The 25,727-nt window shown below is 67.9% G+C and carries 15 protein-coding genes and 18 pseudogenes; 17 read left to right on the top strand and 16 right to left on the bottom strand.

Annotated elements, in window-relative coordinates:
• Positions 1–329 precede the first annotated feature (329 nt).
• The 4 genes and pseudogenes from FF86_RS59960 to FF86_RS59975 all read left to right on the top strand — a co-directional run.
• Positions 330–755: alpha/beta hydrolase family protein (locus tag FF86_RS59960; protein ID WP_396230161.1), on the top strand; the 426-nt coding region annotated here is incomplete at its 3' end.
• Position 756: 1 nt separating this feature from the next.
• Positions 757–929, top strand: a pseudogene (locus FF86_RS59965) (CocE/NonD family hydrolase); the annotation flags it as partial.
• Between the two features lies 1 nt (position 930).
• A pseudogene (locus tag FF86_RS59970) lies at positions 931–1,542 on the top strand (ABC transporter ATP-binding protein); the annotation flags it as partial.
• A gap of 1 nt (position 1,543) precedes the next feature.
• Positions 1,544–2,039 (top strand): annotated as a pseudogene (locus FF86_RS59975) (CocE/NonD family hydrolase C-terminal non-catalytic domain-containing protein); the annotation flags it as partial.
• A gap of 65 nt (positions 2,040–2,104) precedes the next feature.
• On the opposite strand, the gene FF86_RS28675 reads toward FF86_RS59975, so the two are convergent.
• Positions 2,105–2,623: an AAA family ATPase gene (locus FF86_RS28675; protein WP_236706489.1), complete on the bottom strand. Its 519-nt coding sequence runs from the start codon at positions 2,621–2,623 to the stop codon at positions 2,105–2,107.
• A 167-nt stretch (positions 2,624–2,790) separates the two neighbouring features.
• On the opposite strand from FF86_RS28675, the pseudogene FF86_RS32755 reads away from it, so the two are divergent.
• Positions 2,791–3,102: pseudogene (locus FF86_RS32755) on the top strand (IS1380 family transposase); the annotation flags it as partial.
• 208 nt (positions 3,103–3,310) lie between these two features.
• Here the strand turns inward: FF86_RS32755 and FF86_RS69110 are convergent.
• Positions 3,311–3,618, bottom strand: a pseudogene (locus FF86_RS69110) (transposase); the annotation flags it as partial.
• Between the two features lie 221 nt (positions 3,619–3,839).
• Entirely contained in the window at positions 3,840–3,983 is a 144-nt protein-coding gene (locus FF86_RS34440) for a hypothetical protein (protein ID WP_157867013.1), read from the bottom strand.
• A gap of 1,517 nt (positions 3,984–5,500) precedes the next feature.
• Between FF86_RS34440 and FF86_RS28680 the strand changes: the two genes are divergently transcribed.
• From FF86_RS28680 to FF86_RS28685, 4 genes and pseudogenes are all read left to right on the top strand, one after another.
• The gene (locus tag FF86_RS28680) at positions 5,501–6,073 is read left to right on the top strand and encodes a hypothetical protein (protein WP_044888539.1); all 573 of its coding nucleotides are present in this window, start codon (positions 5,501–5,503) and stop codon (positions 6,071–6,073) included.
• A 9-nt stretch (positions 6,074–6,082) separates the two neighbouring features.
• On the top strand, positions 6,083–6,291 hold a 209-nt coding region (locus FF86_RS69115; protein WP_396230162.1), incomplete at its 3' end, for a toll/interleukin-1 receptor domain-containing protein.
• 1 nt (position 6,292) lies between these two features.
• A pseudogene (locus tag FF86_RS69120) lies at positions 6,293–6,581 on the top strand (hypothetical protein); the annotation flags it as partial.
• Between the two features lies 1 nt (position 6,582).
• Positions 6,583–10,087, top strand: a pseudogene (locus FF86_RS28685) (hypothetical protein); the annotation flags it as partial.
• Between the two features lie 66 nt (positions 10,088–10,153).
• Here FF86_RS28685 and FF86_RS69125 read toward each other — a convergent pair.
• From FF86_RS69125 to FF86_RS36745, 10 genes and pseudogenes are all read right to left on the bottom strand, one after another.
• Positions 10,154–10,498: a VOC family protein gene (locus FF86_RS69125; protein WP_396230164.1), complete on the bottom strand. Its 345-nt coding sequence runs from the start codon at positions 10,496–10,498 to the stop codon at positions 10,154–10,156.
• The gene (locus FF86_RS28690) at positions 10,419–11,936 is read right to left on the bottom strand and encodes an MFS transporter (RefSeq protein ID WP_242419808.1); all 1,518 of its coding nucleotides are present in this window, start codon (positions 11,934–11,936) and stop codon (positions 10,419–10,421) included. The genes FF86_RS69125 and FF86_RS28690 overlap by 80 nt, the downstream gene beginning before the upstream one ends.
• A 239-nt stretch (positions 11,937–12,175) precedes the next feature.
• A pseudogene (locus FF86_RS63325) lies at positions 12,176–12,458 on the bottom strand (short-chain dehydrogenase); the annotation flags it as partial.
• A 1-nt stretch (position 12,459) separates the two neighbouring features.
• Positions 12,460–12,931: pseudogene (locus FF86_RS59980) on the bottom strand (SDR family NAD(P)-dependent oxidoreductase); the annotation flags it as partial.
• A 1-nt stretch (position 12,932) separates the two neighbouring features.
• Positions 12,933–13,012: pseudogene (locus FF86_RS63330) on the bottom strand (hypothetical protein); the annotation flags it as partial.
• Positions 13,013–13,048: 36 nt separating this feature from the next.
• Positions 13,049–13,222 (bottom strand): annotated as a pseudogene (locus tag FF86_RS59985) (FMN-binding glutamate synthase family protein); the annotation flags it as partial.
• Between the two features lies 1 nt (position 13,223).
• A pseudogene (locus FF86_RS59990) lies at positions 13,224–13,491 on the bottom strand (glutamate synthase-related protein); the annotation flags it as partial.
• A 1-nt stretch (position 13,492) separates the two neighbouring features.
• Positions 13,493–14,638, bottom strand: a pseudogene (locus FF86_RS28700) (glutamate synthase-related protein); the annotation flags it as partial.
• Between the two features lie 251 nt (positions 14,639–14,889).
• Positions 14,890–15,234 carry a VOC family protein gene (locus FF86_RS28705; RefSeq protein WP_095212408.1) on the bottom strand — a complete coding sequence of 115 codons (345 nt, stop codon included), beginning with the start codon at positions 15,232–15,234 and terminating at the stop codon, positions 14,890–14,892.
• Positions 15,235–15,523: 289 nt separating this feature from the next.
• Positions 15,524–15,726: pseudogene (locus tag FF86_RS36745) on the bottom strand (cupin domain-containing protein); the annotation flags it as partial.
• 86 nt (positions 15,727–15,812) lie between these two features.
• Between FF86_RS36745 and FF86_RS28715 the strand changes: the two are divergent.
• Positions 15,813–16,490 (top strand): bifunctional 2-polyprenyl-6-hydroxyphenol methylase/3-demethylubiquinol 3-O-methyltransferase UbiG, encoded by a 678-nt coding sequence (locus FF86_RS28715; RefSeq protein ID WP_044888532.1) that lies wholly within the window; start codon positions 15,813–15,815, stop codon positions 16,488–16,490.
• A gap of 48 nt (positions 16,491–16,538) precedes the next feature.
• Here FF86_RS28715 and FF86_RS28720 read toward each other — a convergent pair whose 3' ends face one another.
• Complete coding sequence (locus FF86_RS28720; RefSeq protein ID WP_055871394.1) at positions 16,539–17,378, bottom strand: fibronectin type III domain-containing protein; 840 nt, start codon at positions 17,376–17,378, stop codon at positions 16,539–16,541.
• A 480-nt stretch (positions 17,379–17,858) separates the two neighbouring features.
• On the opposite strand from FF86_RS28720, the gene FF86_RS69130 reads away from it, so the two are divergent.
• The 7 genes and pseudogenes from FF86_RS69130 to FF86_RS28745 form a co-directional block, all read left to right on the top strand.
• Positions 17,859–18,220 (top strand): protein kinase domain-containing protein (locus FF86_RS69130; RefSeq protein ID WP_396230163.1); only part of this gene is annotated, 362 nt, incomplete at its 3' end.
• Between the two features lies 1 nt (position 18,221).
• Positions 18,222–19,262 (top strand): annotated as a pseudogene (locus tag FF86_RS69135) (protein kinase); the annotation flags it as partial.
• Between the two features lie 434 nt (positions 19,263–19,696).
• A complete protein-coding gene (locus FF86_RS28730) occupies positions 19,697–20,458 on the top strand; it encodes an FkbM family methyltransferase (protein WP_044888718.1) in 762 nt (253 codons plus the stop codon).
• A 750-nt stretch (positions 20,459–21,208) separates the two neighbouring features.
• Positions 21,209–21,726, top strand: a 518-nt coding sequence (locus FF86_RS59995; RefSeq protein ID WP_242419809.1) for a transposase, incomplete at its 3' end; no start/stop codon positions are given.
• Between the two features lies 1 nt (position 21,727).
• Positions 21,728–22,120 (top strand): annotated as a pseudogene (locus tag FF86_RS60000) (transposase); the annotation flags it as partial.
• Position 22,121: 1 nt separating this feature from the next.
• Positions 22,122–22,447: pseudogene (locus tag FF86_RS60005) on the top strand (IS110 family transposase); the annotation flags it as partial.
• 950 nt (positions 22,448–23,397) lie between these two features.
• Positions 23,398–24,165: a DDE-type integrase/transposase/recombinase gene (locus FF86_RS28745; protein ID WP_044888715.1), complete on the top strand. Its 768-nt coding sequence runs from the start codon at positions 23,398–23,400 to the stop codon at positions 24,163–24,165.
• A 529-nt stretch (positions 24,166–24,694) separates the two neighbouring features.
• Here the strand turns inward: FF86_RS28745 and FF86_RS63335 are convergent.
• Both FF86_RS63335 and FF86_RS28750 read right to left on the bottom strand, forming a co-directional pair.
• A pseudogene (locus tag FF86_RS63335) lies at positions 24,695–25,103 on the bottom strand (RHS repeat-associated core domain-containing protein); the annotation flags it as partial.
• A 289-nt stretch (positions 25,104–25,392) separates the two neighbouring features.
• Positions 25,393–25,727 (bottom strand): transposase (locus FF86_RS28750; protein WP_199865848.1); only part of this gene is annotated, 335 nt, incomplete at its 5' end.

Below are 25,727 nucleotides of genomic sequence, written 5' to 3' on the forward strand. Positions count from 1 at the left end.
AAGCACCTCGCAGGACCGCCGCCCACCGTGGTCACAGTCCTGATCCGAACCTAAAGTTCCTGGTATTGGGCGCGCGGGTCTGCCCGCAGCCGCGCGGATTGATGTCCGGGCGGAATCCCCACGTCGCGGGATCGCACTGGCCTGAAGGCGCCATCCGCACCATCGCCAATACTTGCGCATATCGGACGTAAGCGGATAGACCAAGGCCCGTCAGGGGTGGGGATGACCGATGGGAGACCTTGAGAATGCCTTCGTGGCACGGGCGCGCCGACCACCGACCGCCTCCCCGGCAATTCCGCCCGTCCGTCGCGCTGTTGTCGACGGCGCTGGTGTTGGGCCTCCTTTTCTGCGCCGTGGCCATCGCCCTCGATCGCGGGCATGAGCCGTCGTCCACGGGTCTGGTTCCCGTGGCGGCGGAGGTGGGGCCCGGCGCCCCGGCGGCACCGTCCCCCGCGCTCCCGCCCTCGGCGGCCGCCGCCCAGACTGCCCGGCCGCCGGGCGGATCGCTGATCCCCACCGCGGCGCCCGTGGCGCCGACGAGTACCGCGCCGACGAATCAGGTCACGATCCGGACCACGGACGGCACGACCCTGACCGCGATCACCGGGGTGCCGTCCGGAGGCGGCGCGCATCCCCTCGTCGTGATCCCCGCGGCCTGGGGATTCCAGGACACCAGCATGCAGACCCAGGTCGATCTGCTGGTGCAACGCGGTTATGCCGCCGTCGCCTACACGACCCGCGGCTTCTACGGCTCCNGCGGCACCGTGGACGTCGCCGGTCCGCTGGACGTCTCGGACGTCTCGGACGTGATCACGTGGGCGAGCAAGCACGTCGCCGTCGTCGGGAACCGGATCGGCGTCGCCGGCCTGTCCTACGGCGGCGGCATCGCCCTGCTGGCCGCGGCCGCCGACACCCGCATCCGGGCGGTCNCCTCGCTGAGCGGCTGGGTGGACTTCGGGATGTCCCTCTACGACGCGAACACCCGACACAAGGCGGCACTCGACCTGATGACGTCGCTGCAGGAGAAATCCGGTCGCAGCAGTGCGGAGTTCCGCGGGATCGTCGACGACTACCGGGCTTTCCGCAACATGCCCCGGGTGTTGTCCTGGGCGAGGACGCGTGGCGCCACGGCCTACCTCGACCGGTTCAACGCCCGCCGGCCGGCAGTTTTCATGTCGACCTCCTACAGCGACGGTTATTTCCCGCCGGCCTCCCAGTTGGCCTTTTTCGACCGGCTGACCGGACCCAAGACGATCCGGCTGAGTCCCGGTGATCACGCCACGAACGAGATTGGCGGCCTGTTCGGTATTCCCAACGAGACCTGGACGGCGGCCTGGGCCTGGTTCGACCGTTTCCTGATCCCCACGTCGGCCGCCGCGCGGGGACCGGCTCCCGCACCGGTCCGGCTGCTCACCGACGGCGGTGCCGTCGAGACCTACCAGACCGTGGCCGGCATCACCGGCGATCACACGACCCTGCGGCTCGGCCCCGCCGTGCTCGGCACGGGACAGCTCTCGGCTTCCGCCCCGACCGGGGACTGGTNGACGACGTTCAGTGCGGACGCGGACACCACGGCGAACGCCGGCACGATCCTGGTGACCAAGTTCCTGGAGGGGATCACCCATCGGCCTGACGGGCTGGACCTCGGCACGGTCGACCGCAAGCACGGGGCGGTGTGGCAGGCGGCGCCGACCTTCGCGTCGCAGCAGGTCCGCGGCGCGCCGGAACTGCGCCTGACCGTCACCCCCAATTCGGACGCCGGAACCCTGGTCGGCTACCTGTACGACACCGACGCCCAGGGCCGCTCGACGCTGATCGCCAAGGCGGTCGACAGCTATCAGGAGGCCACCCCAAACGTCGCGCTGCCCGTGCGGCTCACCTTCGACCCGGTCGCGCACGACCTGGCGTTCGGCCACCGGCTCTCCCTGGTCGTCGACACCCGGGACGCGCTGTTCTACGACATGAACCGCGCGGACGGGACCGCCACGATCAGCTCGCCCGCCGGCAGCCCCTCCGAACTGGTGGTGCCGCTCGCCTGACGCCGCGGCGCCGGACGACGGCAGCGGGACCGGCGGCCGGCGGCCCGGCTCCGCCGCCGGCCGCCTCACGCGGATCGGAGGGGAGACCACGCCTTCGCCTCGCGGCGGCTGCGCAGCCGGACGAGCCGCCGGCCGGCCGGATCACCGGCCGCGAAGCGGCTGCCGTAGCTGGTGCGGTACTCGCCATGCTTGCGCCAGGACCAGCGGAGGGGATGGCTGGCCCGGTGCAGCGAGCGCCAGCGCTCCCGGTTGCCGTTCCACAGCGGCGTGCGCAGCACCAGCCGGCCGGCCGTGCGCCGGATGACCTGCCACTCCACGAGCCACCGCGGCAGATCCAGCCAGACGATCGTGTCCGCCCGCGCCCACACGAGCTCCCGGACCGCCGAGTAGTTCCCGTCGACGACCCAGTCGGGCGCCGCCGTCGCCGTCTCCACGTCGGCGGCGAAGGTCGGCCGCACGGTCCAGCCGGGACCGTGACGCAGGGCGTCGAGCTCGATGTGCGGGATGCCGAGCGTGGCGGCCACGCGCCGAGCGAACGTCGACTTACCGGAGCCAGACGCGCCGAGGACGAGGATTCTGGGCACCGAACTGATCATAGGCGGCCGCGTCCATGGGCGCCGAGCGCCGTCCGGCCAGGCGCGCGGGCCAGGGGTCCGGACATGATCCGAGCTGTCCGAGGGGCTGGGACGGTGGCGGTCGCCGCTGGCCAGGCATGACCCGGCGAAGGGTGCTGTGCGATCTGGCAGTGTCNCTGGCACTGGGTGGGGTCTGCCCCGCCGGACGTTGCGTTGCTGCGCGCGGAGCCGGTGGTGTTCGGGCTGGTGGCCTCGGACCCGACGGTGTCATGGACGGTCGACCGGCTGGCCGGCACGCCCCCGACCACCGGGTATCGGCCGAGGGCCCGCTGGTCGTGGATCTGGACGCGACGTTGGTCACCGCCCATTCCGAGAAAGAGGATGCGGCGCCGATGCTCAAGCGGGGATTCGGGTTCCATCACCTGTAGGCATTCATCGACCACGGCCAAGCTGGCACCGGGGAACCGGTGACGGTGCTACTGCGCCCGGCACCTGGGACGTGGACCGGGCGCCCACCCCGCGCGACAGCTGGCCACCCAGCCACGGGCACACCAGGACCGAGTGAAAAAACTCAACATCAACAAGGGTGGGGCGACAGCCCACAATTACAGCCTCGTCGAAGTTGGGCGGGGTTGAGGTATCCGCGGGCTCGGCGGGTGGTTGCGCAGCGTGTTCGTAGCCGCTGGTTTTCGGGGNTGCAGTAGCCGTGGGCGTTGCAGGCGTCGAGCTGGACGACCCGGTTGTGGCCTTCGCTGGCGGCGTTGGTGATCCGGGTGAGCAGAGCGCCTTGATGCAGGGCCACCAGGTGCTGGTTGTGGTGGCGAGACGTGCGAGCTCGGGTCGGGGTCGCTGTCGCGTCCACGCCGGCCCCGTAGCACGGTGGTGACGCGGCGGCGGACCTCGGCGAGGGCGTCGCCTGCGAGCTTCACGAGGCGGAAACGGTCGACGATCAAGGTGGCGTGGGGCAGGTAGCGGCGGACCGCGGAGGCGAACACGGTGCACATGTCGATTGCGACGCAGGTGATCCGGTCACGCTAGGCGGCGGGCTGGCCGGCCAGTAGGCGACGTCGTTGGGTGCGGCCCTCGACCTGGCCGCACATTCCCTGCCCGGCGGCGAGGTCGGTGAACCCGATATGCCACCGGTTGGCGGNCATGCGGGCCTTCGCCGGCTCGGGTGGCGCGGGCGCGGGCGCGGCGGGTTCGCTCCCCGCGGGTTCGGGAGGCGTCACCGTCTCAGGTACAGGGTTCCGTGGGTCGCCACCGCGCCTTGGCCCCGGCGGGTATCGTCGATCCCGAGCATCTCGACCCGCCGCACCGCCAGACCCTCAAGGTCCGCAAGCAACGTCGCGGCACCCGTGTGATCGTTCAAGCCCTTAACCTCGTGGTCACTTGATTGCGTGAGAACAACCAAGATCGCCCGGGGTGTGGGCCTTTTCATGCCACGGCCTGCCGGCATCCCACGCCGGGCATACAAGGACACAGCAAGCCAACATCACGCACGGTCACCCATCGGACGAAGGCCCCACGGCCCACCCCGGTTAACTTCGAAGGCCCCAATTACCCTCGACCGAGGCGTGAAAGATCCGGGCTAGGTGGCGTTGCTTCCAAGCGGACGGTGCCCCTGCCTCGGCATCGAGACCCCTTGCACATCTGTCCGGAACACGCGATACTTCCGGCACGTACGCATCAGTCATCTGCGTTAAAGCATGCGGGGGAATTTGACGATGAGCACACAGAGCAACTGGCGGGTCTGCAAAAAATGCAGCACACATTGCTTTTTCTGATGGCTTTCCCGGCAACGGTCGGGNAGCCTCGGTGAGCACCGAAGTGAACCTTTGGACCCCGCCNGCCCATCGCGCGCCTCGATGCACACGTCCTCCTCTCCATGGTTCTTGCCCTGGACGAGGACTACTGGCCTTTAAAGTGTGATGNCGGTTGATGGATCATGATGATGGCTCTGCGGTCGATCCGGTGGCGACGAAGTATTCCTTGGGTAGATCGGGACGGTGTCGGACCGGCCTGCGGACGGCTGCCGGTCGGCTCGCAACCCCNCCCTCGGCCCGAACCCAGCCGACGATCAAGGTTTTTCGTGGAACCGGGACCGAGCGGGATCCGCTCCAGTCCGACCCGGTGAATTAAAGATCTGTAGCCAAAATCTGGCGCCCTCAAAACGACGCGCATCGCCTGGGCAGTCACAAGATCGGAGTATCTGGGATGGCGGTCACGACAGTTCTCGCTCTAGAGAATACCGCGGCACCTAAACCTGGTTCGGTATAGCCGCCGGTAGAAATCCGAGAGCATCCTAAAAGATTGGAGAAGCGGACGATGAATCGCCTTTCCGTGGGTCGGCGCACACCGCGGCCCCTTAGGAGCGGTGGCCTGCGAACGGCTCGCGGAAAGATTATAGCCCAGATAAATCCGGAACGTGGAACGCCATACTCGGCTCGATACCACCTTGACCTGAAACGGCATCCAGGAGAAGCGGGTGTCGTTGACCGTGGACGGCCGGAGCGGCGATGGTCTGCGGTGCACCCGGCGGTTTTCGCCTACGGACTACTAGCCCTCTTGCTTGCGCTCTGTGGAGCATGCGGAAACGGCGGCTCCTCGGTTCAGGGCAAGAACGGCTCGGACTCGACGGTCGCCCCGCCCGGGGAACCGGGATCCTCCACACCGTCGATTTTCCCCACGGCGCTGGGGCCGCTCACGCCCGGGGGAGCTCGTCCCGGTTTAGATCCGTCCAGAACCGGATCGGGTGGGACCGGGCAAGGTGGGACCGGATCGGGTGGGACCGGGCAAGGTGGGACCGGATCAGGCGGAAGCGTACCGGTCGCGCAGCGCATCACGTTTCCGCAGGTAGCGAAGCAGGCGTGGCGGGAAGGGGCGCGGGTGCCGATGCACGCGACCGCGTCCTCGGGGCTACAGGTCCACTACCGGCTGGTGGATGTGGGCGCGGTACGGGTATCGTGCACAGCGATCGAGGGGTCGTCGGTGATCGTTAAAAGCCCGGGATCGTGCACTGTCGAGGCGAGCCAGCAGGGCGACAGCCACTATCTCGCGGCTACACCCGTGCGGATGACTTTCGAGATCGACAACATGATCTCCGACTACAGCTGGGACATGCCCACCTCCGCGGCGCTGTCCGAGGCCCCGATACCCGTTACCCTGCGGCGGGAGACCGGCTCAAGCCTCTGGAGTCTGCGCGTCGAGGGCCCATGCGCGCTGCGCGCGCCGAACGGCGCGGACTACACCTCAGTCTACTACAACGGGGAAGCTCCCTACTACGGCGGAGGGGGGAGCTTCAACGACGCAGCTCACGCGACCGGCGATGCGAACGGCCTGAAAGGAAGGATAACGTTGGCCGCTGCCGGGACCTGCACGGTATATTTCAGCGTCAACGACAACGGCAACCAGAACAGCATCACCGAGCGCTCACGCAAAATCAACATCCGGGCGGGGTGATCGGCCCGGATGGTTCCGTCCACGGCTCCCTCGCTCGAGGAAAATGCGCCGATCTATGACGTATTCTTCTCCTATAGCCATGCCAACCAGCGGATCGTCCGGGACATCAGAGATAGGTTGATGGTCGCCGGAATACGAGTCTGGATGGACGAGGCTCAGAACGCCCCCGGTGACCCCTGGCAGGTCAACATCATCGATGGACTCACCGCATCCCGCACNCTCGCAGTGTTTGTCAGTAGCGACGAGAGCCCTCGCTACTGGGTGCGGAACGAGGTCGCCTACGCCCACAACCGAGCCTCATCCGATCCGACCTTCAGATTCTTCGCGGTCCTGCTTGAGGGGTATCCGGAGGGTGCCGGCCCGGAAAGACTTCCATTACTCCTCGGGAATCATCTCTGGGTCGATATGCGCGGGGGCGTGACGAGCGGGTTCGACGACCTTCTGAACGCAATTCGGGGCAGAAGCCGCCACGTCCCGGAGCCAGTCCGCTGTCCGTACCGGGGTCTGCNTACCTTTGAACGGAGTCATGCCGGCGATTTCTTTGGCCGTGACTTCGAGGTCAGCCGAGTCCTCGAAGAGATGCGGGTGAACAGGTTCACCGCCGTGCTGGGTGCATCCGGCAGCGGAAAGTCCTCGCTCGTCGAGGCCGGGGTCCTGCCGGCGCTGGCAGCGTCCATTGTTTCCGATGTCCGGGCCTGGCGTGCCGAGGTGCTCCGACCGGGCCTGGATCCTCTGACTGAACTGGCGGCCACGATCGCGGCGCGGTCGAACGGGAGCGCCATGGATATCCGGAAGGCCCTGGCAGGCAATCCCGAGGCTCTGATCCCACACAGCCGAGCATTGGCCCTTGCGGAGGCACCCGACGCTGGGATGGTGTGGGTCGTCGACCAGTTTGAGGAGGTCTTCCGATCGCCGAACGCGGATGAGCGCCGCCAGTTCGCCGATCTACTGCTCCGCGCCGCCGATGCGCCCGACGGAAGGGTGTGGGTGCTGTTGGTCATGCGGGTGGACTTCGTGCACCGCGCCTGGGAGCACGCGGACCTTGCCCGTCGGATCGCTGAGCGATCGGTGATCGTCGGACCGATGGCGGACGACGACGTTCGTGCGGCGATTGTTGAACCTGCGCGCCGGGTCGGTCTCGGTCTCGATCCCAACCTTGTCGCCGCAATCCTCGATGACATACGGGGCCTCGCCACGCCGCTGCCCCTGATGGAGCACGCGCTCGCCGAGCTCTGGCGCCGGCGTCCCGCCGGTCCGCTGGACATCACTGGATACATTGAAATCAAAGGCGTACGCGGCGCGTTGAGCCAGCACGCCGACCAGGCACTGGAACGCCTCCCCCTGCCGCGGCGCGCGATTGCTCGCCGGGTGTTGACCGCACTCACCTGGGCGAACGACGCGGCGGAGGACACTCGCCGCCGAGGGGTACTTGACGACCTCGTGACCGGGCACGACAGCGTCGACGAGGTACGCCTCGTCGTCCATGCACTACTGGCCGAGAACCTGCTGACAACCGGATATGACCAAGCTCGCCAGGACGAGACCATCGAGCTTGCACACGAGGTTCTGATCAGTAGCTGGGCGACGCTGCGTGGTTGGCTGTCGGCCGACCGCGACCTGCGTCGTCAGCGCCAACGCCTGGCCGCGGCGGCCACTCAATGGGTCGCCAGCGGTTGGGACGCCTCCGAGCTGTTGACGGGCAAGCGACTTAACGACGTCCTTACGTGGGCCGAGGACCCGGCAGAGATCACCGCGACGGAACGGGCCTATGTCGACGCGAGCGTTGCCAGCCGCGACGCCCACGCGGCCGACGAGGCCCGTCGAGCCGAAAACCTCCGGCGCCGCAACCGCATCCTGTCGGGCGCACTGGTGCTGTTGACCGTCGTCGTCGCCATGGCAACCTATGCCTACGTCCAGTATCGCCGTACGGCGGCTGCCGAGCGCACGGCGCGGGCGTTGGAACTCGCCGCGTCTGCGAACGAGACTCGTGGGCGGAACCTGGATCTCAGCCTGCTGTTGAGTTTGGAGGCTCGGCGCCGGGCCGAGAACCCTGCGGTGGAGGCCAGCCTGTTGGACGGGGTCGCCCACGCCCCCGGTCCCGTGCGCTACCTGCGGTCTGACGTCGGTGTCGACGGAGCACTCGCCTACTCGCCCGACGGAACCGTGCTCGCTACCGGAGCATCCGATGGCACGGTGCTGCTGTGGGATACCGCCTCGGGCCGGGAGCTCCGCCCCCGCCTCACCGGCCACAGCACCGTGATCAGTACGCTCGGTTTCCGGGGGGACGGCACCGAGGTGGTCTCCGTTGACCAGAGCGGCGAGTTCATCCGATGGGACCGACGAACCGGTCGCGTCCTTGCCAGGTCCGGCGGCGGATTGCATCTGACATCTGCGGCGGTTGCGCGCGACGGCGGCATGCTCGCACTCGGTGGTCGGGACGGAATCCTGCATCTGCAGTCGGCGGTCGACGGCGCGCCGCTCGCGCCCGCCGTTGACGTCGGCGGTGGCCGGGTCTGCGTGCTCGCCGCCGATCCTCTCGGGCGGTTCGTCGTCGCCGGAGATGACAAGGGCCGGCTCACGTTCTGGGACTGGAAGGGCCATCTGTACGCGCCGCCGGTGTCCCTCGGTGACCAGTCGATCCGAGCGCTGAGCATCGCCCCCGACGGCGCCACGATTGCAGCATCGATCGGTGATGACGCGATCCAGCTCTGGGACGTCGAAGCGTGGGCCCAACGCCCGGCACCGCTGTGGTCCCGCAGCGGCGGCCTCAGCGCCCTGACCTACGCGATGGTTCCACCGCGGTCAGCCGGTGAGGCAGATCATCGCGACGCCGTGTTGGGAGCGACCAGCGAGGGCCTCGTCGACGTCTGGGATCCGAGCGAGCCGGGACTCGGCCCGACCGCCGTCGACGGCTTCCGCGGCCCGGTCCAGGCGCTCGCAGCCGCCCCGGACCGGCGGACCGTCGCGGGCCTTGCCTCGGACGGCACCGCGGTTGTCTGGGACATCCGCGGCCAGCCAGCGATCGCGGACGCCCCGGCGGGACACCGGGCCGCGGTTACCGCCACCGCCTACAGCCCCTCCGGCCGGTGGCTGGCGACCGGAGACGCCGGCGGCAACGTCGTGCTGCGAACCGGGGCCGACGCGGTCGCCCGGCTGCTGCTGCCCGACCCGCCAGGCCGGATCGTGTCTCTCTCCTTCTCTACAGACGACGCTCGCCTGGTTGCCGTGGGTGCCGACGCCGCCTTCACGGTCTGGCACTTGCCAGATGGCAGGCCGGTCGCGCGCGGGGGGGTGTTCCGCGGTCCCGTGACCGGCGGCGCAGTGGCCTCCCGCGACATCGTGATAACGACGCCGACGACGGTGGCCGTGTTCGACCTCGAAACCGGCCGGCTGCGACGAACATTCCCTGCCGGCGGCCAAGTGGCCTCGATGGCCGTGACAGCAAGGGGCGACCGGCTCGCGCTCGGCTATGAGGACCACACGATCGGCCTGTGGGATATCGGTTCAGGCCGGTCACTCGGGCGCCTGACGGGCGGCCACGACCTACGGGTTTCTGCGCTGGCGTTCAGCCCGGCCGGGGACACGCTCGCCTCGGGTAGCGACGACAGCGCGGTGTTGCTGTGGGACATCCAACGCCACACGGTCAGGATCCGCCTGCTCGCGCACACCGATCAGGTGCTGAGTCTCGCCTTCCGGGGCGACGGCCAACGCCTCGCCTCTGGCAGCGAGGATCACACGGTCATCCTTTGGAACCTCGACGAGAGCCGGCCGCTCGGCGCGGGACTGCGGTTTTCCCGCGACCCGGGCGCTGGTGAGGTCGTCACATCACTTTCGTTCCGTCCCGACGGCGGTCGTCTGTCGGCGGCGATGTCCGGGTTCCTCGTGGCGTGGAACACCGACGAGCACGACTGGCCCCGCGTCGCATGCGCACTGGCAGCCCGCGACCTCACCGACATGGAACGGCGAGCCTACCGCGTCGCGGATGTCTCCCCGGTGTGCCGGGCGACAAACTGAGGTCGAGGGCACCGGCGACGAAGAACCCATAGAACCGCTGAAGGAAAAGCTGTGCACGGGCGTGGGCTACCCGGCCCGAAACGGGGCGATGTCGGTGATGCGCGAGCGCGGGAAGATCGACGTGTAAAATTCCGTGGCCTGCTCGCCCTGGTCGTTGAACCACAGGAACGGAGTGATGGGGGAATGAGTTGAACCTTTTTCGATGACCGGGTTGATGACGGCGGTGCAGGCCGTCCGCCGACGGTGCGTCCCACACCCGGAACCGTAGCCACCCCCAGCGACAGTTTTCGGTAGGCGGCCTGCGGCGTCCGGAAGGTCGGGACCCGACGGGTCAGCGTGGCCCGCCCGGGTGCGGGTCTGGCAGTGGTGGCGCGTCCAGGCAGCAGTGGCTCCATCGCGGCACCGGGGCAGCCGGGGTGATCGGTTCCGGCAGTGCGGTGGGCCGGGTCGCCGCGTCCGCTGCGGCTGGTCGGGGCGGGTTGCGGATGGTCAGCGCGGCGATCATGCCGCCGAGCGCGCACAGCCCCGCGGCGAGGAGCACCGCGGTGTGGAAGCCGTGGGAGAACTCCGCCGGGCGCAGGTAGGACGCGCCGGTGATGCCGCTGGCGGCCGGCAGGACCGCGACGGCGATCAGGCCGGCCGCGCGGGCCACGTCGTTGTTCACCGCGGAGGCGATGCCGGCGTGCCGCGCGGGCACGGCCGCCAGTGCGGTCGCCGTCAGCGGCGCCACCGTCACGGCCAGGCCCAGGCCGAACACGGCCACGGCGGGCAGGACCTCGGTCAGGTAGCTGCCGGCCGCCTCGACCCGGCTCAGCAGCGCCAGCCCCATCCCGACGAGCACCGGCCCGGCGCTCATCTGCAGCCGCGGACCGATCCGGGTGGCGAGCGCCCCGGACCGGGCGGACAGCAGCAGCATGATGACCGTCACGGGCAGCAGCGCGACGCCGGACTGCAGCGCGCTGTAGCCGCAGACCTGCTGAAGCTGGATCGGCAGCAGGAACAGGGCGCCGCCGAGCGCCGCGTACACGGCGAAGGTCACCAGGTTCGTGGCGGCGAACTGGCGGGCGGCGAACAGCTCCAGCGGCAGCATCGGCGCCGATGTCCGGCGTTCCCGGCCGACGAAGGCGGCCAGCAGCAGCGCGCCGCCGACCAGAGCGACGAGTACGGCCGGCTTGCCCCAGCCCGCCCCCGGACCCTCGATGAGCCCGTAGGTCAACCCGACCAGGCCGAGGGTGACCAGCGCCCCGCCCCCCACGTCGACCCGACCACCGACCTGCGGGTCGCGGGATTCGGGCACGTGCCGCCAGGTCAGCACGATGACCACGGCGGCCACCGGCAGGTTGATCAGGAAGATCAGCCGCCACGACCAGACCTCGACGAGCCAGCCGCCCAGGAACGGACCGACCGCGGTCGCTACTCCGCTGAGCCCCGACCAGGTGCCGATCGCCCGGCTGCGGTCCTGCGGCGCGAAGCTCGCCTCCAGGATCGCCAGGCTGCCCGGCGTCAGCAGGGCCGCCCCCACTCCCTGCAACGCCCGGGAACCGATGAGCACCGGGGCATTCGGCGCCACGGCGGCGCCCATCGACGCGACGACGAACCACACCACGCCGATTGCGAAGACCCGGCGTCGTCCGTAGCGGTCCCCGAGGTCCCCGGCAACCAGCAGCAACCCGGCCAGGGTCAGCGTGTATCCGGTCACCACCCACTGCAACGACGCCAGGCCGGCGTCGAAGTCACGGCCGATCGCCGGCAGCGCGATACCCACCACGGTCGCGTCGATCGAGGCGATCGCCGAGCCGAGCACCGTGGCCGCGAGCACCCAGCGGCCGGCCGGGCTGTCGACCCGCAAGNCGTCCATCCGGCCTCCTCTCGGCCCCCTGCTCCCAGCTCCCGGGCCGGGTCCACGAGCCCGCTGGCGACGTCGGGGTCCCTGCCTACACCACCCCGGCCCGACGGCGAAACTCCGCCGACCTTCCGCGGACGGCGCCACCTTGCCCAGCGGGACGGATCGGACGCCGAGGCTTCCGGAAGGCAGGAGAGTCGTCGGTCGATGCCGGTCGACTCTGCCGTGGGGGTGGACCGGTCCGATCAGGCGGCTTCGGTGATCATGGCTTCGCTGCGCTCCCACAGCTGGCGGGCCAGGTCCGCGTCGTCGGCCTGCTTGTTCGCCGACCCGATCTTCCGCTTGACGTAGTACTGCCCCGACTGCCAGTCCGAACCGGGCTTGGACGTCGCCAACCACACCAGTTGATCGGCGCCCTTGTCCGGACTGATCAGGAACACGTGCTTCAGCGCAGACCCGTAGAACACGCGCATGACCGGCGAGCCGGACCCGCTGGAGAAGCTTGAGGCGACGGCGCCCGGGTGGAAGNCCGCCGTCGAGATCCCCCGCTCGTGGTAGCGGCGGTGCAGTTCCCGGGTGAACAGGATGTTCTCCAGCTTGGCGTCGCCGTAGGCCTTGCTGGCCCGGAACGTGCGCTCGGCGTCGAGATCGTCGATGTCGACCTTGCCCAGGAGCTTGTTTCCGATGCTCGACGTGTTCAGCACGCGGGCCTGGGACTCGACGAGGCGGTCCAGCAACAGCGTGGTGAGCAGGAAGGGGGCCAGATGGTTCACCTGGAAGGTCAGCTCATGGCCGTCCACGGTGAGCTGGCGCTCGCGGGCCATGATGCCGCCGGCGTTGTTGGCCAGCACGTCGATCGTCGGGTAACGCGCCAGCAGCTCGGCGGCGAGGGCGCGGACCTGCGCCAGATCCGCGAAGTCGGCCACGAAGTGGTCGGCGCCCAGTTCGGCGGCGACCGCGGCCGTCTTCTGGGGCGAACGACCCACAACGACCACCGATTCNCCCGCCCGCGACAGGCGCCTGGCTGCCGCCGCGCCGATCCCGTCGCTGGCCCCGGTGATCACGATCGTTCGTCCGGTCATCGTTTCCCTGTCCCGTTGGTTGCTCGATGCCCACTGCTAGGCCCGGAAGTGGTCGGGGTCGGCCGCGGCCCAGTCGGCGGCCCAGCCCGCCGGCGGCTCGGCGAGCAGCTCGCCGGGTGCCAGCCAGGTGAAGAGCTCGGCGTAGCTGCGGGTGTCGGTGTGGGTGAGCCGGCGCATCAGCATCCCGGGGTGCAGCTCGTCCGGGTGCGCNCAGCCCAGCGAGGCCATGAGCTGCACGGCGGTGGCGACCGTGGCCTGCTGGTAGCGGCGAACCCGCTCGCCCTTGTCCGCCACGTCGAGGGCGCGGGCGCGCCGCGGATCCTGGGTGGCCACCCCGGTCGGGCAGGTGTTGGTGTGGCAGCGCAGCGCCTGGATGCAGCCGACCGCCATCATCATCGCGCGGGCCGAGTTGGTGTAGTCCGCGCCCTGCGCGAGCCGCTTGACGATGTCCACGCCGGTGGCGACCTTGCCGCTCACCCNGATCCGGATCCGGTCCCGCAGCCCGACGCCGACCAGCGCGTTGTGCACCATGATCAGTCCCTCGGTGAGCGGGGTGCCGACGTTGTCCTCGTATTCCAGCGGCGCGGCACCGGTGCCGCCCTCGGCGCCGTCGACGACGATGAAGTCCGGGGTGACGCCTTCGGCCAGCATGGCCCGGCAGATCGCGAGCAGCTCCCGGCGCGACCCCACGCACAGCTTGAACCCCGTCGGCTTGCCGCCGGCGAGCTCCCGCATCCGCGCGACGAACAGCACCAGCTCCCGCGGGGTGGCGAACACCCGGTGCGCGGGCGGGCTCTCGCAGGTGACCCCGGCGGGCACGCCGCGGGCCGCGGCGATCTCGGCGCTGACCTTCGCCGCCGGCAGGATGCCGCCGAGCCCCGGCTTCGCGCCCTGGCTCAGCTTGAGCTCCACCATCTTCACGGCCGGCAGCGCCGCCTTGTCCTTGAACATCGCCGGGTCGAAGTCACCGTCCCGGGTGCGCGCGCCGAAGTAGCCGCTGCCGATCTCCCAGACGAGATCGGCGCCATGGCGCAGGTGATGGTCGGTCAGCCCGCCCTCGCCGGTGTCGTGGGCGAACCCCCCGGCGGCGGCGCCGCGGTTCATCGCCAGCACCGCGTTGCCGGACAGCGAGCCGAAGCTCATCGCGGAGACGTTGAGCAGCGCGATGTCGTACGGCTGGGTGCAGTCCGGCCCGCCGACGCGCACCCGCGGGGGCGGCGCGTCCGGTGCGACGGGGAGCGGAACCACCGCGTGGGGCAGGAACTCGTAGCCGACGGCGTTGACGTCCCGCTCGGTGCCGAACGCCTGATCGCTGTGGATGCCCTTGGCCCGCTCGTAGATGGTTGTGCGGATTTCCCGATCGAACGGACGGCCGTCGACGTTGCGCTCGACGAAATACTGCTGGATCTCGGGACGGATGCTCTCCAGCAGGAAGCGGAAGTGCCCGGCCACCGGGTAGGTGCGCAGGATCGCGTGCCGGCGCTGGACGACGTCGTGGACCGCGAGCGCCAGCAACGCGGCGAACACCGCGACCGCCACCCACCAGCCCGCCGACCAGAACACCGCGGCGACCACCGCCGCCGCGGTGAGTACGGCCAAGCCCGACAGCATCCCCAGCGGGAACATCGCGCGTCCTCTCCTGCGCCGCCGACGAGCGGCGCCGGAGCCGGCGGAGAGCCACCCCGAGGTTTCGCGCCGTCGCGACGGGTTCGACGCTATACGCCGCGACAGTCAGGACTGCTCGGGTTTGCTCCACGCACCGAGTGGGCTCCGCTACGCCCAGGTCGGACGTCTCGCCCGACTCGACCGGCCGCGGTCCGTGCCCGCGGGGACGGAGGGGAGGCCGCAGGCGTGCGGTCGCGTGGCCGTTGCCGACGTCAGCCGGTGACGAAGCAGAACTCGTTGCCCTCCGGGTCGGCCATGACGACGAAGCCGCCGGTGCCGTCCTCGATCACGTCGCCGAGACGGGTGGCGCCGAGGGCCTCCGCCGCCGCGGCGGCGCCGAGCAGGTCAACGTCCTCGACGTCGAGGTGTAGCCGGTTCTTCGGCGACTGCTTGCCCTCCGGTACCCGCTGGAACGCGATCAGCACCGGGTCGGCGGCCACCGTGGCCCAGTCCGGGTCGCGGACGTGCGCCGGCGCGCCCAGCAGCGCGGACCAGAACTGCGCCAGGGCCGCCGGGTCGGCGCAGTCGAAAACGATCTCGTTGATCCGTCGGCTCACACCCCGCATCGTCCCGCCGGCCTCGACTCTCTGTCGCCAGGGGTCTGTGCACCTCCTCTCGGCCGGCGATTCGGCCGCGCTCAAGATCAAACTACATGTAAGAACTCCGGAGCCCCTGCCGTGACGGCTGACCTAACATCGTCGAATACGAAAACCTCGAAGGATGTTATCGGGAGCGTGAGAAAAAGAATCATGCCGGCGATTCTGGGCTGTTTCTTCCTGGAGTTCCCGCGCATCTCGATCATTCCGTCGACAAACTTGCGGCTCAGGATGCAACCGGTCGGTTCTNGGAAGGTGGCGGCAGGTGTTCTGCTGTCGTGGTCGAGTGTCGCTTCCGCACAGGCTGAGCAGCTCGACGGGCTTCTCGCCGGTGTTGGCGAACGCGTGCGGGACATGGGTGTCGAACTCGGCGACCTCGCCGGCCACGAGTTCGACGTCGTGCTCGCCGAGCAACAGGCGCAGCCGGCCGGACAGCACGTAGAGCCACTCGTATTGCCACTGCGGCAAAGATCCTTGGCAAACTCAGGTTCTCGGCGGACTGTCGCGCACAGGTGAGCGACGGACGGGAGAGAGCCGACATGCACAACGAGACGGACGATGCGGTGGTACCCGGCCACCGGCACGCGTACGACGCCGAGCAGTACTGGGAGACCCGCTACCGCGAAGCCGAGCAGCTCTGGAGCGGCAATCCCAATCCGGTCCTGGTCGACGTCGCCGCGCGGCTCGAACCAGGGACCGCACTCGACCTCGGCTGCGGTGACGGCAGCGACGCCATCTGGCTCGCGGGCCGGGGCTGGCAGGTCACCTCGGCCGACATCTCGGCGACCGCGCTGGCCCGAGCGGCCGACCGGGCCGCGACCGCCGGGGTCGGCGGCGCCGTCGACTGGCAGCGCCACGACCTCACCCGAACCCTGCCCGACGGGCGCTTCGACCTCGTCTCGGCGCAGTTCCTGCACTCTCCCGTCGCTTTCCCACGCGAGACCGTGCTGAGGTCCGCGGCCGAGCACGTCGCCCCCGGCGGGACGCTGCTCGTCGTCGGTCACCTCGAGCTGCCACCGTGGGCCGACCATCATGGTCCAGAACACGACCCCGAGCTGTACCTTCCCACCCCCGAGGAGGTGCTCGCCGACCTCGACCTGCCCGCCGCGCAGTGGCGGACCGAACGGGCTGACGTCGTGGCACGTCAGGTCAGAGGTCCGGAGGGCCAGCCCGGCACGACAACCGACTCCATCGTCGCGCTGGTGCGCGTCGGATAGCCGGCCGCACCCTCCCGGGCTGGCGCGGTACCACGGAACACCGTGAGGCTAGGAACCTGGAACGGCGGTGGCGGTGTTGGAGTAGTCGGCTTCGCCGTTGCCGTTGCTGGCTCGGATGCGGAACTCTTCGGTGTGGCCGTTGACCAGGAGTTTGACGGTGGTGCAGGTGCCTTCGGCGGGGTAGGGCAGGCGGACCCACTGCGTTGCGGCGGTGACGTCGCGGTAGTAGATGACGTAGCCGGTGGCGGCGGGAGTGGCATTCCAGCAGAGGTGGACCTGGGCGTCACCTGGAGTGGCGGTGAGCCCGGTGGCGGGCGCTGGGACGATGGCCGGCAGGGTGGTGGTGGCGGTGTTGGAGTAGTCGGCTTCGCCGTTGCCGTTGCTGGCTCGGATGCGGAACTCTTCGGTGTGGCCGTTGACCAGGAGTTTGACGGTGGTGCAGGTGCCTTCGGCGGGGTAGGGCAGGCGGACCCATGCGGTACCGGCGGTGGTGTCGCGGTAGTAGACGACGTAGCCGGTGGCGCCGGGGGCGGCGTTCCAGCACAGGCGCGCCTGGGCGTCGCCCGGGGTGGCGGTGAGGCCGGTGGCGGGTGGTGGGATGGCTGCGGGCAGGGTGGTGGTGGCGGTGTTGGAGTAGTCGGCTTCGCCGTTGCCGTTGCTGGCTCGGATGCGGAATTGGTAGCTGTGGCCGTTGACCAGCAGTTTCACCGTGTTGCAGGTTCCGGTGGCCGGATAGGGCAGGCGGACCCACTGTGTACCGGCGGAGATGTCACGGTAGGTAATGACGTAGCCGGTGGCGCCGGGGGTGGCGTTCCAGCACAGGCGCGCCTGAGAATCACCCGCCGTGGCGGTGAGCCCGGTCGCCGGCGGCGGGATGAACCCCCGCACGGTAGGCGCCGGCGACGCCGCGTCGGCCTTTGGAGAGTCCGACGGGTTCGTCGGTGGCGTAGACGCGGGGGCGGACGCTTCGGCAGGTTCCACGCTCGGCGTGGGAGTGAATTCGGCGGTGGTTTCGGCCTTGGCGACGACCGCTGCGCCGGCGTCCGGCCGAGACCCGCTGTCATTCGTGTTCCACCAGCTCACCGCCGGCACGGCGATAGCCGCCGCCAGCAGAACCGGCCAGGGGCGAAAGGCTCGTCCCGTCCCGCCAAACAAGATCCGCGTAGCCCGCCTCGTCCGCGCCATCGCCAGCTCAACCGGACGACGACATAGGCTCTGAACCGATGACGAACGTGCGCGTTTCACTCCATGATGTTACTGGTGCGCCTTCGTGAGGTGCACGCCTTTACCGTGCTGGTCCGTGCTGGTCTGTGGTATGGCGGCGATCGTGGCTGACGGGGGGATGGCTATGTCTTCCGAGGTGAGAGCGTGAGCGGGGAGGAGAAGCCAGGGGACCGTATCGTCGCTGGCCGCTATCGGCTTCTGGACAGAATCGGCGCCGGCGCCTATGGGACCGTTTGGCGCGCGATCGACGATCTTCTCGATGTGAGCGTCGCGGTCAAGGAGGTGCGAATCCGGGCGGGGGAGAGCGAGCAGGCGTCCGCCGACCTGGTTACGCGGGTGGAACGCGAGGCCAGGGCCGTCGCGAAGCTGCGCGAGCATCCGAACGTGGTCACGATCCTCGACGTGGTCCGCGATGGTGACCTGCCGTGGATCGTCATGGAGTGGATTCCCTCCCAATCGTTGGCTGAGGTTCTCTATGAACGCGGCGCGCTCGGTCGGGAGGAGACNGCCCGGATCGGGCTGGCCGTCCTCGACGCCCTGATCACCGCGCACTCCGCGGGCATCGTCCACCGGGACGTGAAGCCCGCGAACATCCTGATCGGCGACGACGACCGGATCGTGCTGGTGGACTTCGGTGTCGCCGTCCTCGAATCCGATCCGACGATCATCACCAACGGTCTCATCGGCACGCTCGCCTACATGGCACCGGAGCGGTTCCAGGGGGCGCGGGCCCTCCCCGCGAGCGACGTCTTCTCTCTGGGCGCGACGCTGTACTTCGCCGCCGAGGGGACGTCGCCCTTCGCGCGGGCGACGGACGCCGCGACGGTCGCCGCCGTGCTCCAGGAGGATCCGCCGTCCCTGGCCCGGACTGACCAGCTCACCAGCACGATCCTCGCGATGCTCGACAAGGATCCGCGCAGGCGCATCTCCGCGTCCACGGCGCGCGGCAGCCTGGCGCAGGCGGCGGCCCGCTCGCCCGTCGACGTCGGCGCCGCCGGGGTCGACCACGGCGACGAATCCACCAACCTGATCCGGGCGGCGGCACCGGCACCGGCACCGGTGCGGGTGCCGTCGGTGCGTCATGGCGAGTCGCGGTCGGGGCGAGCCGTCGGCCTCCTGCTCATCCTGGTCTCACTCGGTGTCGCGGTGGCCCCCTGGACGGCGGAGGTCTTCACCGACCTCCCCGACTGGCTGCGGGTCGCGGCGCTGTTCTGGTCGGTCCTGTTCGGCTGCTGGGCTGTCGCCTTCGCGTACCTGTTCAGCCAGCCCGACTTTCTGTCGATCGGGCCGGACGGAATCAGCTACCGGTGCGCCGGCGAGGACTTCACCCTGGCCTGGGAGCAGATTCGATCGGCCCGCGTTGTAGACGACCGGCTGGAGATCGAACTGGCTGACGGAACGCCGGCGACGCGGTACCAGGACCGAAGCGCACCACCGATGCCCGCCGCCGGGTCTGGCCTGGTGTTCTGCCGACTGACAGATCTACGCGGGGCGTCCGCCGCAGGTATTCGAAGCACGATCCGATCCGCGTTCGGCACAGCGGGCTGAGTCATCGTGCCTGGAGAGGGCCGCTCATGCCGGCTCGGGAGGCCACCTGAGACACCTGCAACCCTTGAGCGCATAACGGATTGTCATGGCGGGCGGGGCTCGGCTAACTCCTCGTGATCCCGCCGCGCCCATGGTGGCCGGGGCCCCGACGGCACCAGCGGATGCATAACCCCAGCTCGGAGCATGTGTAGTCCACGGTGTGCCGGCCTTTTGGTTGACGGCGCTATGCTTGTCGGATCCATGCATCCCGGATCCCGCCAAGGGGATGCGGCTGACGGGATGAGTACGAACGAGGTCCGGCTGACGGCATCTTTATGGCCGTGTATATGATCCCGCCAAGCTGTCGCAGCGGCCGACAGTCGCGTGGCACTTGGCCGTTGTACGGGTAGCCGGCCGGGTTTCCCTGGGCGATGTCACAGAGAGGTACGACTCAGATGAAAGTCTCGAGCGTCGTCGCCGGGTTGATTCCCGATCGTGCCTTCGGGGACGCCATCGCGTTGGCGCACCGGAGGTTCGAGCCGGTACTCGGTCAGATTCGATCCCTGGTGGCGCCAGGTCAGACGGCCGTGGATGTGGGGGGGTGGTATGGACCGTGGACCTTCTGGCTCTCGCGCATCGCGCAGACGGTGGTGACCGTCGAGCCCAACCCGGAACTCGCGGCGTTCATCACCCGCATGGCATCCCCCAACGTCACCGTGATCCCCAAGGCGGCCTCCGACGAGACCGGGACGGCCACGCTGTCCCTGCCCGCGGGAGGGCGCGGTACTGAAGGTCGGGCCACTCTCGGCTCGCTTCCGGGCGGACGGACCATCGAGGTCGAGACCTTCCGTCTCGACAGCCTCGAACTCGACGACGTCGGACTCATCAAGATCGATGTCGAGGGTCACGAACTGCCCGCGCTGCGCGGCGCCGAGGGCATCATCCAGAAATGGCGCCCCAACCTGCTGGTCGAGATCGAGGAAGCCCGCTCGCCCGCCGCGCCCACCCTCGAGTACCTCTACGACTTCGGCTACAAGGGCCTGGTGCTGGTGGGCGGCCGCTGGATTCCGCTCGCCGAGTTCGACCTGGTCGGCCACCAGAAGTCGATGACCGGGCACGCCGAGCACGGCTACCTGCGAGCGGTGATCGACGGCTCGGGCGCCAAATTTGTCAACAACATCCTCTTCCGCTACGCCCGCGCCCAGTTCGACGACTGAAACCGGTACCACTGCGCATAGGCAAATCCGCCCGCTGGCTATGAGACGGCCTACCCGATCGACAGGTCCGGGGCCTACAACAGCGCCGACAACGTAAGCNCAGTAAACCGGCCCCGAAAATTCTTGCAGGCGGTGCGGCAGGGACAGGAGTCCGAGCAGCACCGCCTGACCTAACGGATTTTCCGTCTGGCAGGCTCGCTTATTCCCTTTCGAGTTGGTTTCGGTCAAGAGCTATCGCGACCACGCTCCCCACCATTACGCCGATAGGAATTCCGAATCCCAGGTTCGAGAGTTCGCGATCGACGGCAAAGCCAATTGCCGGTAGAGCGACGGCGGTCACCAACCCTGCCGCGAGTGCGCGACGATTATGTAGGACGCGTCCCAGTATCTGCCGCTGTCGACGATCCCGAAAGTACGTCACGATCGCGAACGCAATTGCCCCAAGAGCAACCAGGGCGGCGTTGNCGCCACCCTTTCGTATGAGAATTTGAGCCCGGCCGCGCGATGGCCGTGGTCCTGACGTGGGCTGGTGGGCTGTTGTGGCCCGGTGCGGCCGAGGACCATACATGATCTTCGGTGCTGTCCGGATCGACGTCGGCGATCTCTGGTGCTCAGAGCCCGTCCAAGAGTATGGCAGTGGAGGTCCTGGGGCACTCTTTCCTGCTGCTACGAGCGCGTTCCTCAGTTTCCTGTGTTCAGGGCCTCTCCGGACAGCATCTACAAGGCTGGATGACAACGGAGGGATGACAGATGCAGGTGTTATTCCCGCGCTGCGCGGGTCTTGATGTGCACCGGGACACGGTCGCCGCGGCGGTGCGTATCCAAACCGGTTCAGGTAAAGCCGTGACCGAGGTACGGACGTTCACGACGACCGGGGGTTCACTTGGGATGCTCGCGGACTGGCTTACCGAGTGCCGGGTGACGATCGTCGGGATGGAATCGACGGGCGTCTACTGGAAGCCGGTGTTCCACATGTTGGAGGACCGGTTCGAGTGCTGGCTCCTCAACGCCACCCACGTCCGTAACGTGCCGGGACGAAAAACGGATGTGGCCGACGCGGCCTGGATCTCGGATCTCGTCGCGCACGGTCTGGTGCGCGCGTCGTTCGTGCCCCCGAAGCCGCGGCGGGATCTTCGTGATCTCACCCGGGCCCGGCGGATCGTGGTCGAGGAGAAGACCCGGGAGGTCCAGCGGCTGGAGAAGCTGATGCAGGACGCCGGGGTGAAGCTCACCAGCGTCGCCTCGAAGCTGCTGGGGGTGTCGGGTCGNGCGATCCTGGAGAAGATGATCGAGGGGGAAGGGTCCCTGGAGTATCTGGCCGATCAGGCCCGTGGCCGGCTCCGGAGCAAGATCTCGCAGTTGCAGGAGGCGCTCGCGGGCACGTTTCGTTCCGGGCATCACGGTTTCCTCGCCGCGCAGCTGCTGGCACGGATCGATCTGTGCGACGAGCAGATCGACGAGCTCGACCATCGGATCGAGGTGATGATCGCCTCTTTTCGCCAGACGGTCGACCGGATCTGCACGATCACCGGGGTGGGTGAGGTCACCGCGACCGTGCTGCTCGCCGAGGTCGGCCTGGACATGAGCCGGTTCCCGACCGCTGGTCATCTCGCGTCCTGGGCGGGGATCTGCCCGGGGAACAACACCTCGGGAGGGAAACGCNTGTCCGGTCGTACCCGTCACGGCAACAAGTGGTTACGGACCGCGCTGACCGAGGCTGCGCACGCCGCCGCCCGGAGCAAGGACACCTACCTGGCGTCCCACCACGCCCAGGTCCGCGGCCGCCGCGGCGTCCTGAAAGCCATCGGTGCGACCCGCCACGATATTCTCATCGCCTACTGGCACATCATCGCGAACAACACCGTCTACCAGGACCTCGGTGGAGACTGGCACGCCCGCCGGCGCCGGGACCCCGAACGACGCCGGAAGAACCTCGTCGGCGAACCGGAGAAACTCGGCTACACCGTCACCGTCACACCAGCAGCATAACCGTCCGACCCCGGAAAGAAAGGGATGAGCGGCAGCCGCTAACCGAGAACCGATAGGACTAACGCTGGAAGCCAGGCTCCCAGNGTCTTCCAGCATGCCCGGAACCAGCCCCTCCGCGGTCCAGTAATTCACTCCTCAGGCAGAATCAGTGGACCGACAATACCAGGCACGAACTTCCCTTCGGGGACGGTGACTGTCGCGGTAAAGGCCGACCGAACGTGGTGTTTTGATCTTCAAGCAGTTTCCGTGATTCTCCGCGATCGCGGTGAGGGCCGCCCGTCAGCCTCGGCCCTGCCTAGCCGGCTTTATGTAAGCGGTTGGTGCGGCGGCATTTGGGTTCAGTGTTTAGTGCTCCCTGGGGGGCCTCCCATTCTTGCCGAATATCGCCATGCGGAGAATGGCCAGGGCGAATGCGGCGATGAGTGGCCAGAGCTCGGATAGCCAGCCGGAGAGGAATCTGGTGCCTAGGAGAGAGACGGAGAAGAATAGGATGATGAAAAAGGTGGCCTGGCTGCTGGTGCTCATAGAGTGGAGGCGTCTACCGAATCTCATACATACTCAGCCTAGTTGGTGATGAAGGTGGCGGTGGTGGAGTTGTCGGCGGTGGCGACGATGTCGCCGTGGNGGNGGGCTGTGAACCTAAACCGGCTCAGCTATTCGGAGCCCCTTGCATCTCCTACTTTTCTGCCTCTCGGCCACCCATCCTCCTCTTTCTGTAGTTGTTGAAGGTGCTTACCGAGACTCCTGNGACTCCAAGTGATACATAGAGGATGGTGAAGANGAGACCCTCGAAATGGACTGGTCGCAGAAGCTGGGCGATGAGCCAGGCCCAGACAGAGGTAGAGAATGCTGAGAGCTAATCTGCTTTTTTCCTTATCCAATCGAGGGCCTCAGTGTGAAGGGCTTGGCAACTAGCACGAGTATCTAGGCAACGTGTCGGCTACTAGCGCATGGCGTATAGCAAGAAATCGCTCGGTCTCGCGAGTCATAGTTGCAGTACCGTCCGCGCACATCGGTCCGCTTCATGTAGGCATTGTAGTACGCCTGCGCCCCGATGTCCCGAGCTGTCCGCGACCGGACCGAACCACGTCTGGACGTGGGACATCACCGCGCTGAAAGGACCAGCGAAAGGAATCTGGTACCGGCTTTACGTCATCCTCGACATCTACTCGCGGTATGTCACCGGGTGGCTCGTCGCCGCCGCCGAGGACGCGGTCGTCGCGAAAGACTTCCTCGCCGACGCGGTCACCCGCAACGGAACCCCGCCGCACACTATCCACGCCGACCGCGGTGGCGCCATGATATCGAAACCGGTATCGGCGCTTCTCGTCGACCTCGACGTCCACCGGTCACATTCCCGGCCCCGCGTCTCCAACGACTGCGAGCATCATGTTGTCAACCCATATTCCGAAGCGCAGTTCAAGACCCTCAAGTACAGCTTCGATTTCCCCGCCCAGTTCGGATCGTTGCACGACGCCCGCCGGTTCTGCGAGGGATTCTTCACCGCCTACAACCACGAGCATCGCCACTCCGGGATCGGGTTTCACACCCCGGCCTCGGTCCACTTCGGCACCGCCGAGCAGGTCCAGGCCCACCGCCAGGCCGCCCTCGACCGTGCCCACGCAGCCCACCCCGCACGGTTCAGCCGCAGACCACGCCCACCCCGACTACCCGCCACCGTCTGGATCAACCAGCCAGTCTCACAGCCAGTCGACTAACAACCCACTGTCTCGCTTGACTTGACAACTACCGCAGGGCCTCGCCGAGGCCCTGGCTTGAATGAGCGGATGTTCTGCAGCTACTCCGACGCCTGCTTTCTATGCTTCGCCCACAGGCGATAAGCTTCTCTTACCCGTAAGTGAAGTGTGGTCCCGCCACCCGATCGAGTGACGGAACCACGCGAATCAGTTCGCAGGCAGTCCATTCAGGAATATCGTGGCCGGCCCGCTTCTTCTATTTTTCGGTAGTGTTCTTCTCATGCAGAGCTTTGCCCAACAGAAATCTGAACGCCACGCCTAGAGCGCCCGCCGAGAGGACTACCCAGACGCCCGGTACTCCAGCGAACGTCGCTATCACAACCGCTGCGAAGATTAGTGAATAACCTGCGATCTCCACCGGTTTTTGCCAACTTGGGCGAGAGCTCTTACCGGTGACCACCGGATTTCTCCTAACGCCATGTTCCGTAGTGTCAGCCACAATAGACGGTGTATCCGAATGCGGGCCAAAAATAGTTCCCCAGGTATCTGNCGGCTATATATCCCCACCCTATGATGCCCCAATACGTGGCACAGCCCCACCTGGCGACTCTTCTGACCGGACGGAATGGATTGGGGGCGCACAGATATTTCCAGGCGAACCAGGCGCACGCATTCCCGTCGAGGTCGAGTTTGTTATAGGGGTCTTGGTAGGCGTAGTCGTAGGGGTTGGCACTGCCGCCGAGGACGGGGTCGGTGGAGAGGAAGCCGGCGGTGTAGGGGTTGTAGAGGCGGACGCCCATGAGGGTGAGGCCAGCGAGGGTGTCGTGGGACCGTTGTTGTGCGCCGAGCCAGCCGTAGCGGGGATAGGCGGTGGTGGGGATCGGTTCGTCCGCCGGCCCCCGACCACGAAGACCAGTCCCAGGAGCCAGACACGACCGCTGACTAGATTTTTGCAGCATCCTGCCTCAAACAGGTTGACAGGTTCCGCAGCGATCTCCCGGTCCGACACACCCCCCTCGAGCAAGCGTGCAGCCTCCCCCGCACCCGTTCCCGACGATCCCGATCCTCGGCGGTCNACCCGCCACCCGTCGCATACCTCATACCCGTGGGCTACCCAAACCCCCACCACCCACTCCCAGCGATCACCACCGGATCAACCCGACCCGGCACATTAAAGATCAGTAATGCGTATCAGCATCGACCAAAAGTGAACTGCCCCGATCTCCGAGGAAACCGGGCTCTTCGAAGTTAGGCGGGGTTGAGGCATCCGCGGGCTCGACGGGTGGTTGCGCAGCGTGTTCGTAGGCGCTGGTTGGTGGGGTTGCGGTATCCGTAGGCGTTGCGGGCGTCGAGTTTGACGACGCGGTTGTAGCCTTCGCTGGCGGCGTTGGTGATCGTGGTGTGGAGGAACGTTTCGATGCAGGTCCACCAGGTGCTGACGGTGGTGGCGAGGCGTTCGAGCTCGGGGACGTCGGCGTCGGCGCACCAGGTGTAGAACCTCGCGAGCCGGTGGGAGATCACGGTGCGGTCGGGGTGGGTGCCGGCGAGAGCGAGCAGTGCGCGGAGCTCTTCCTTGGCGATCC

Origin of the sequence: Frankia sp. CpI1-P (assembly GCF_001421075.1) — a bacterium.
Classification (GTDB): Bacteria; Actinomycetota; Actinomycetes; order Frankiales; family Frankiaceae; genus Frankia; species Frankia torreyi.

Bases quoted from the DNA above. Each gene is read 5' to 3' on its own strand.
- FF86_RS28715 (WP_044888532.1), top strand. From the start codon at position 15,813: ATGCACAACGAGACGGACGATGCGGTGGTACCCGGCCACCGGCACGCG.
- FF86_RS28730 (WP_044888718.1), top strand. From the start codon at position 19,697: ATGAAAGTCTCGAGCGTCGTCGCCGGGTTGATTCCCGATCGTGCCTTC.
- FF86_RS28745 (WP_044888715.1), top strand. From the start codon at position 23,398: ATGGCGTATAGCAAGAAATCGCTCGGTCTCGCGAGTCATAGTTGCAGT.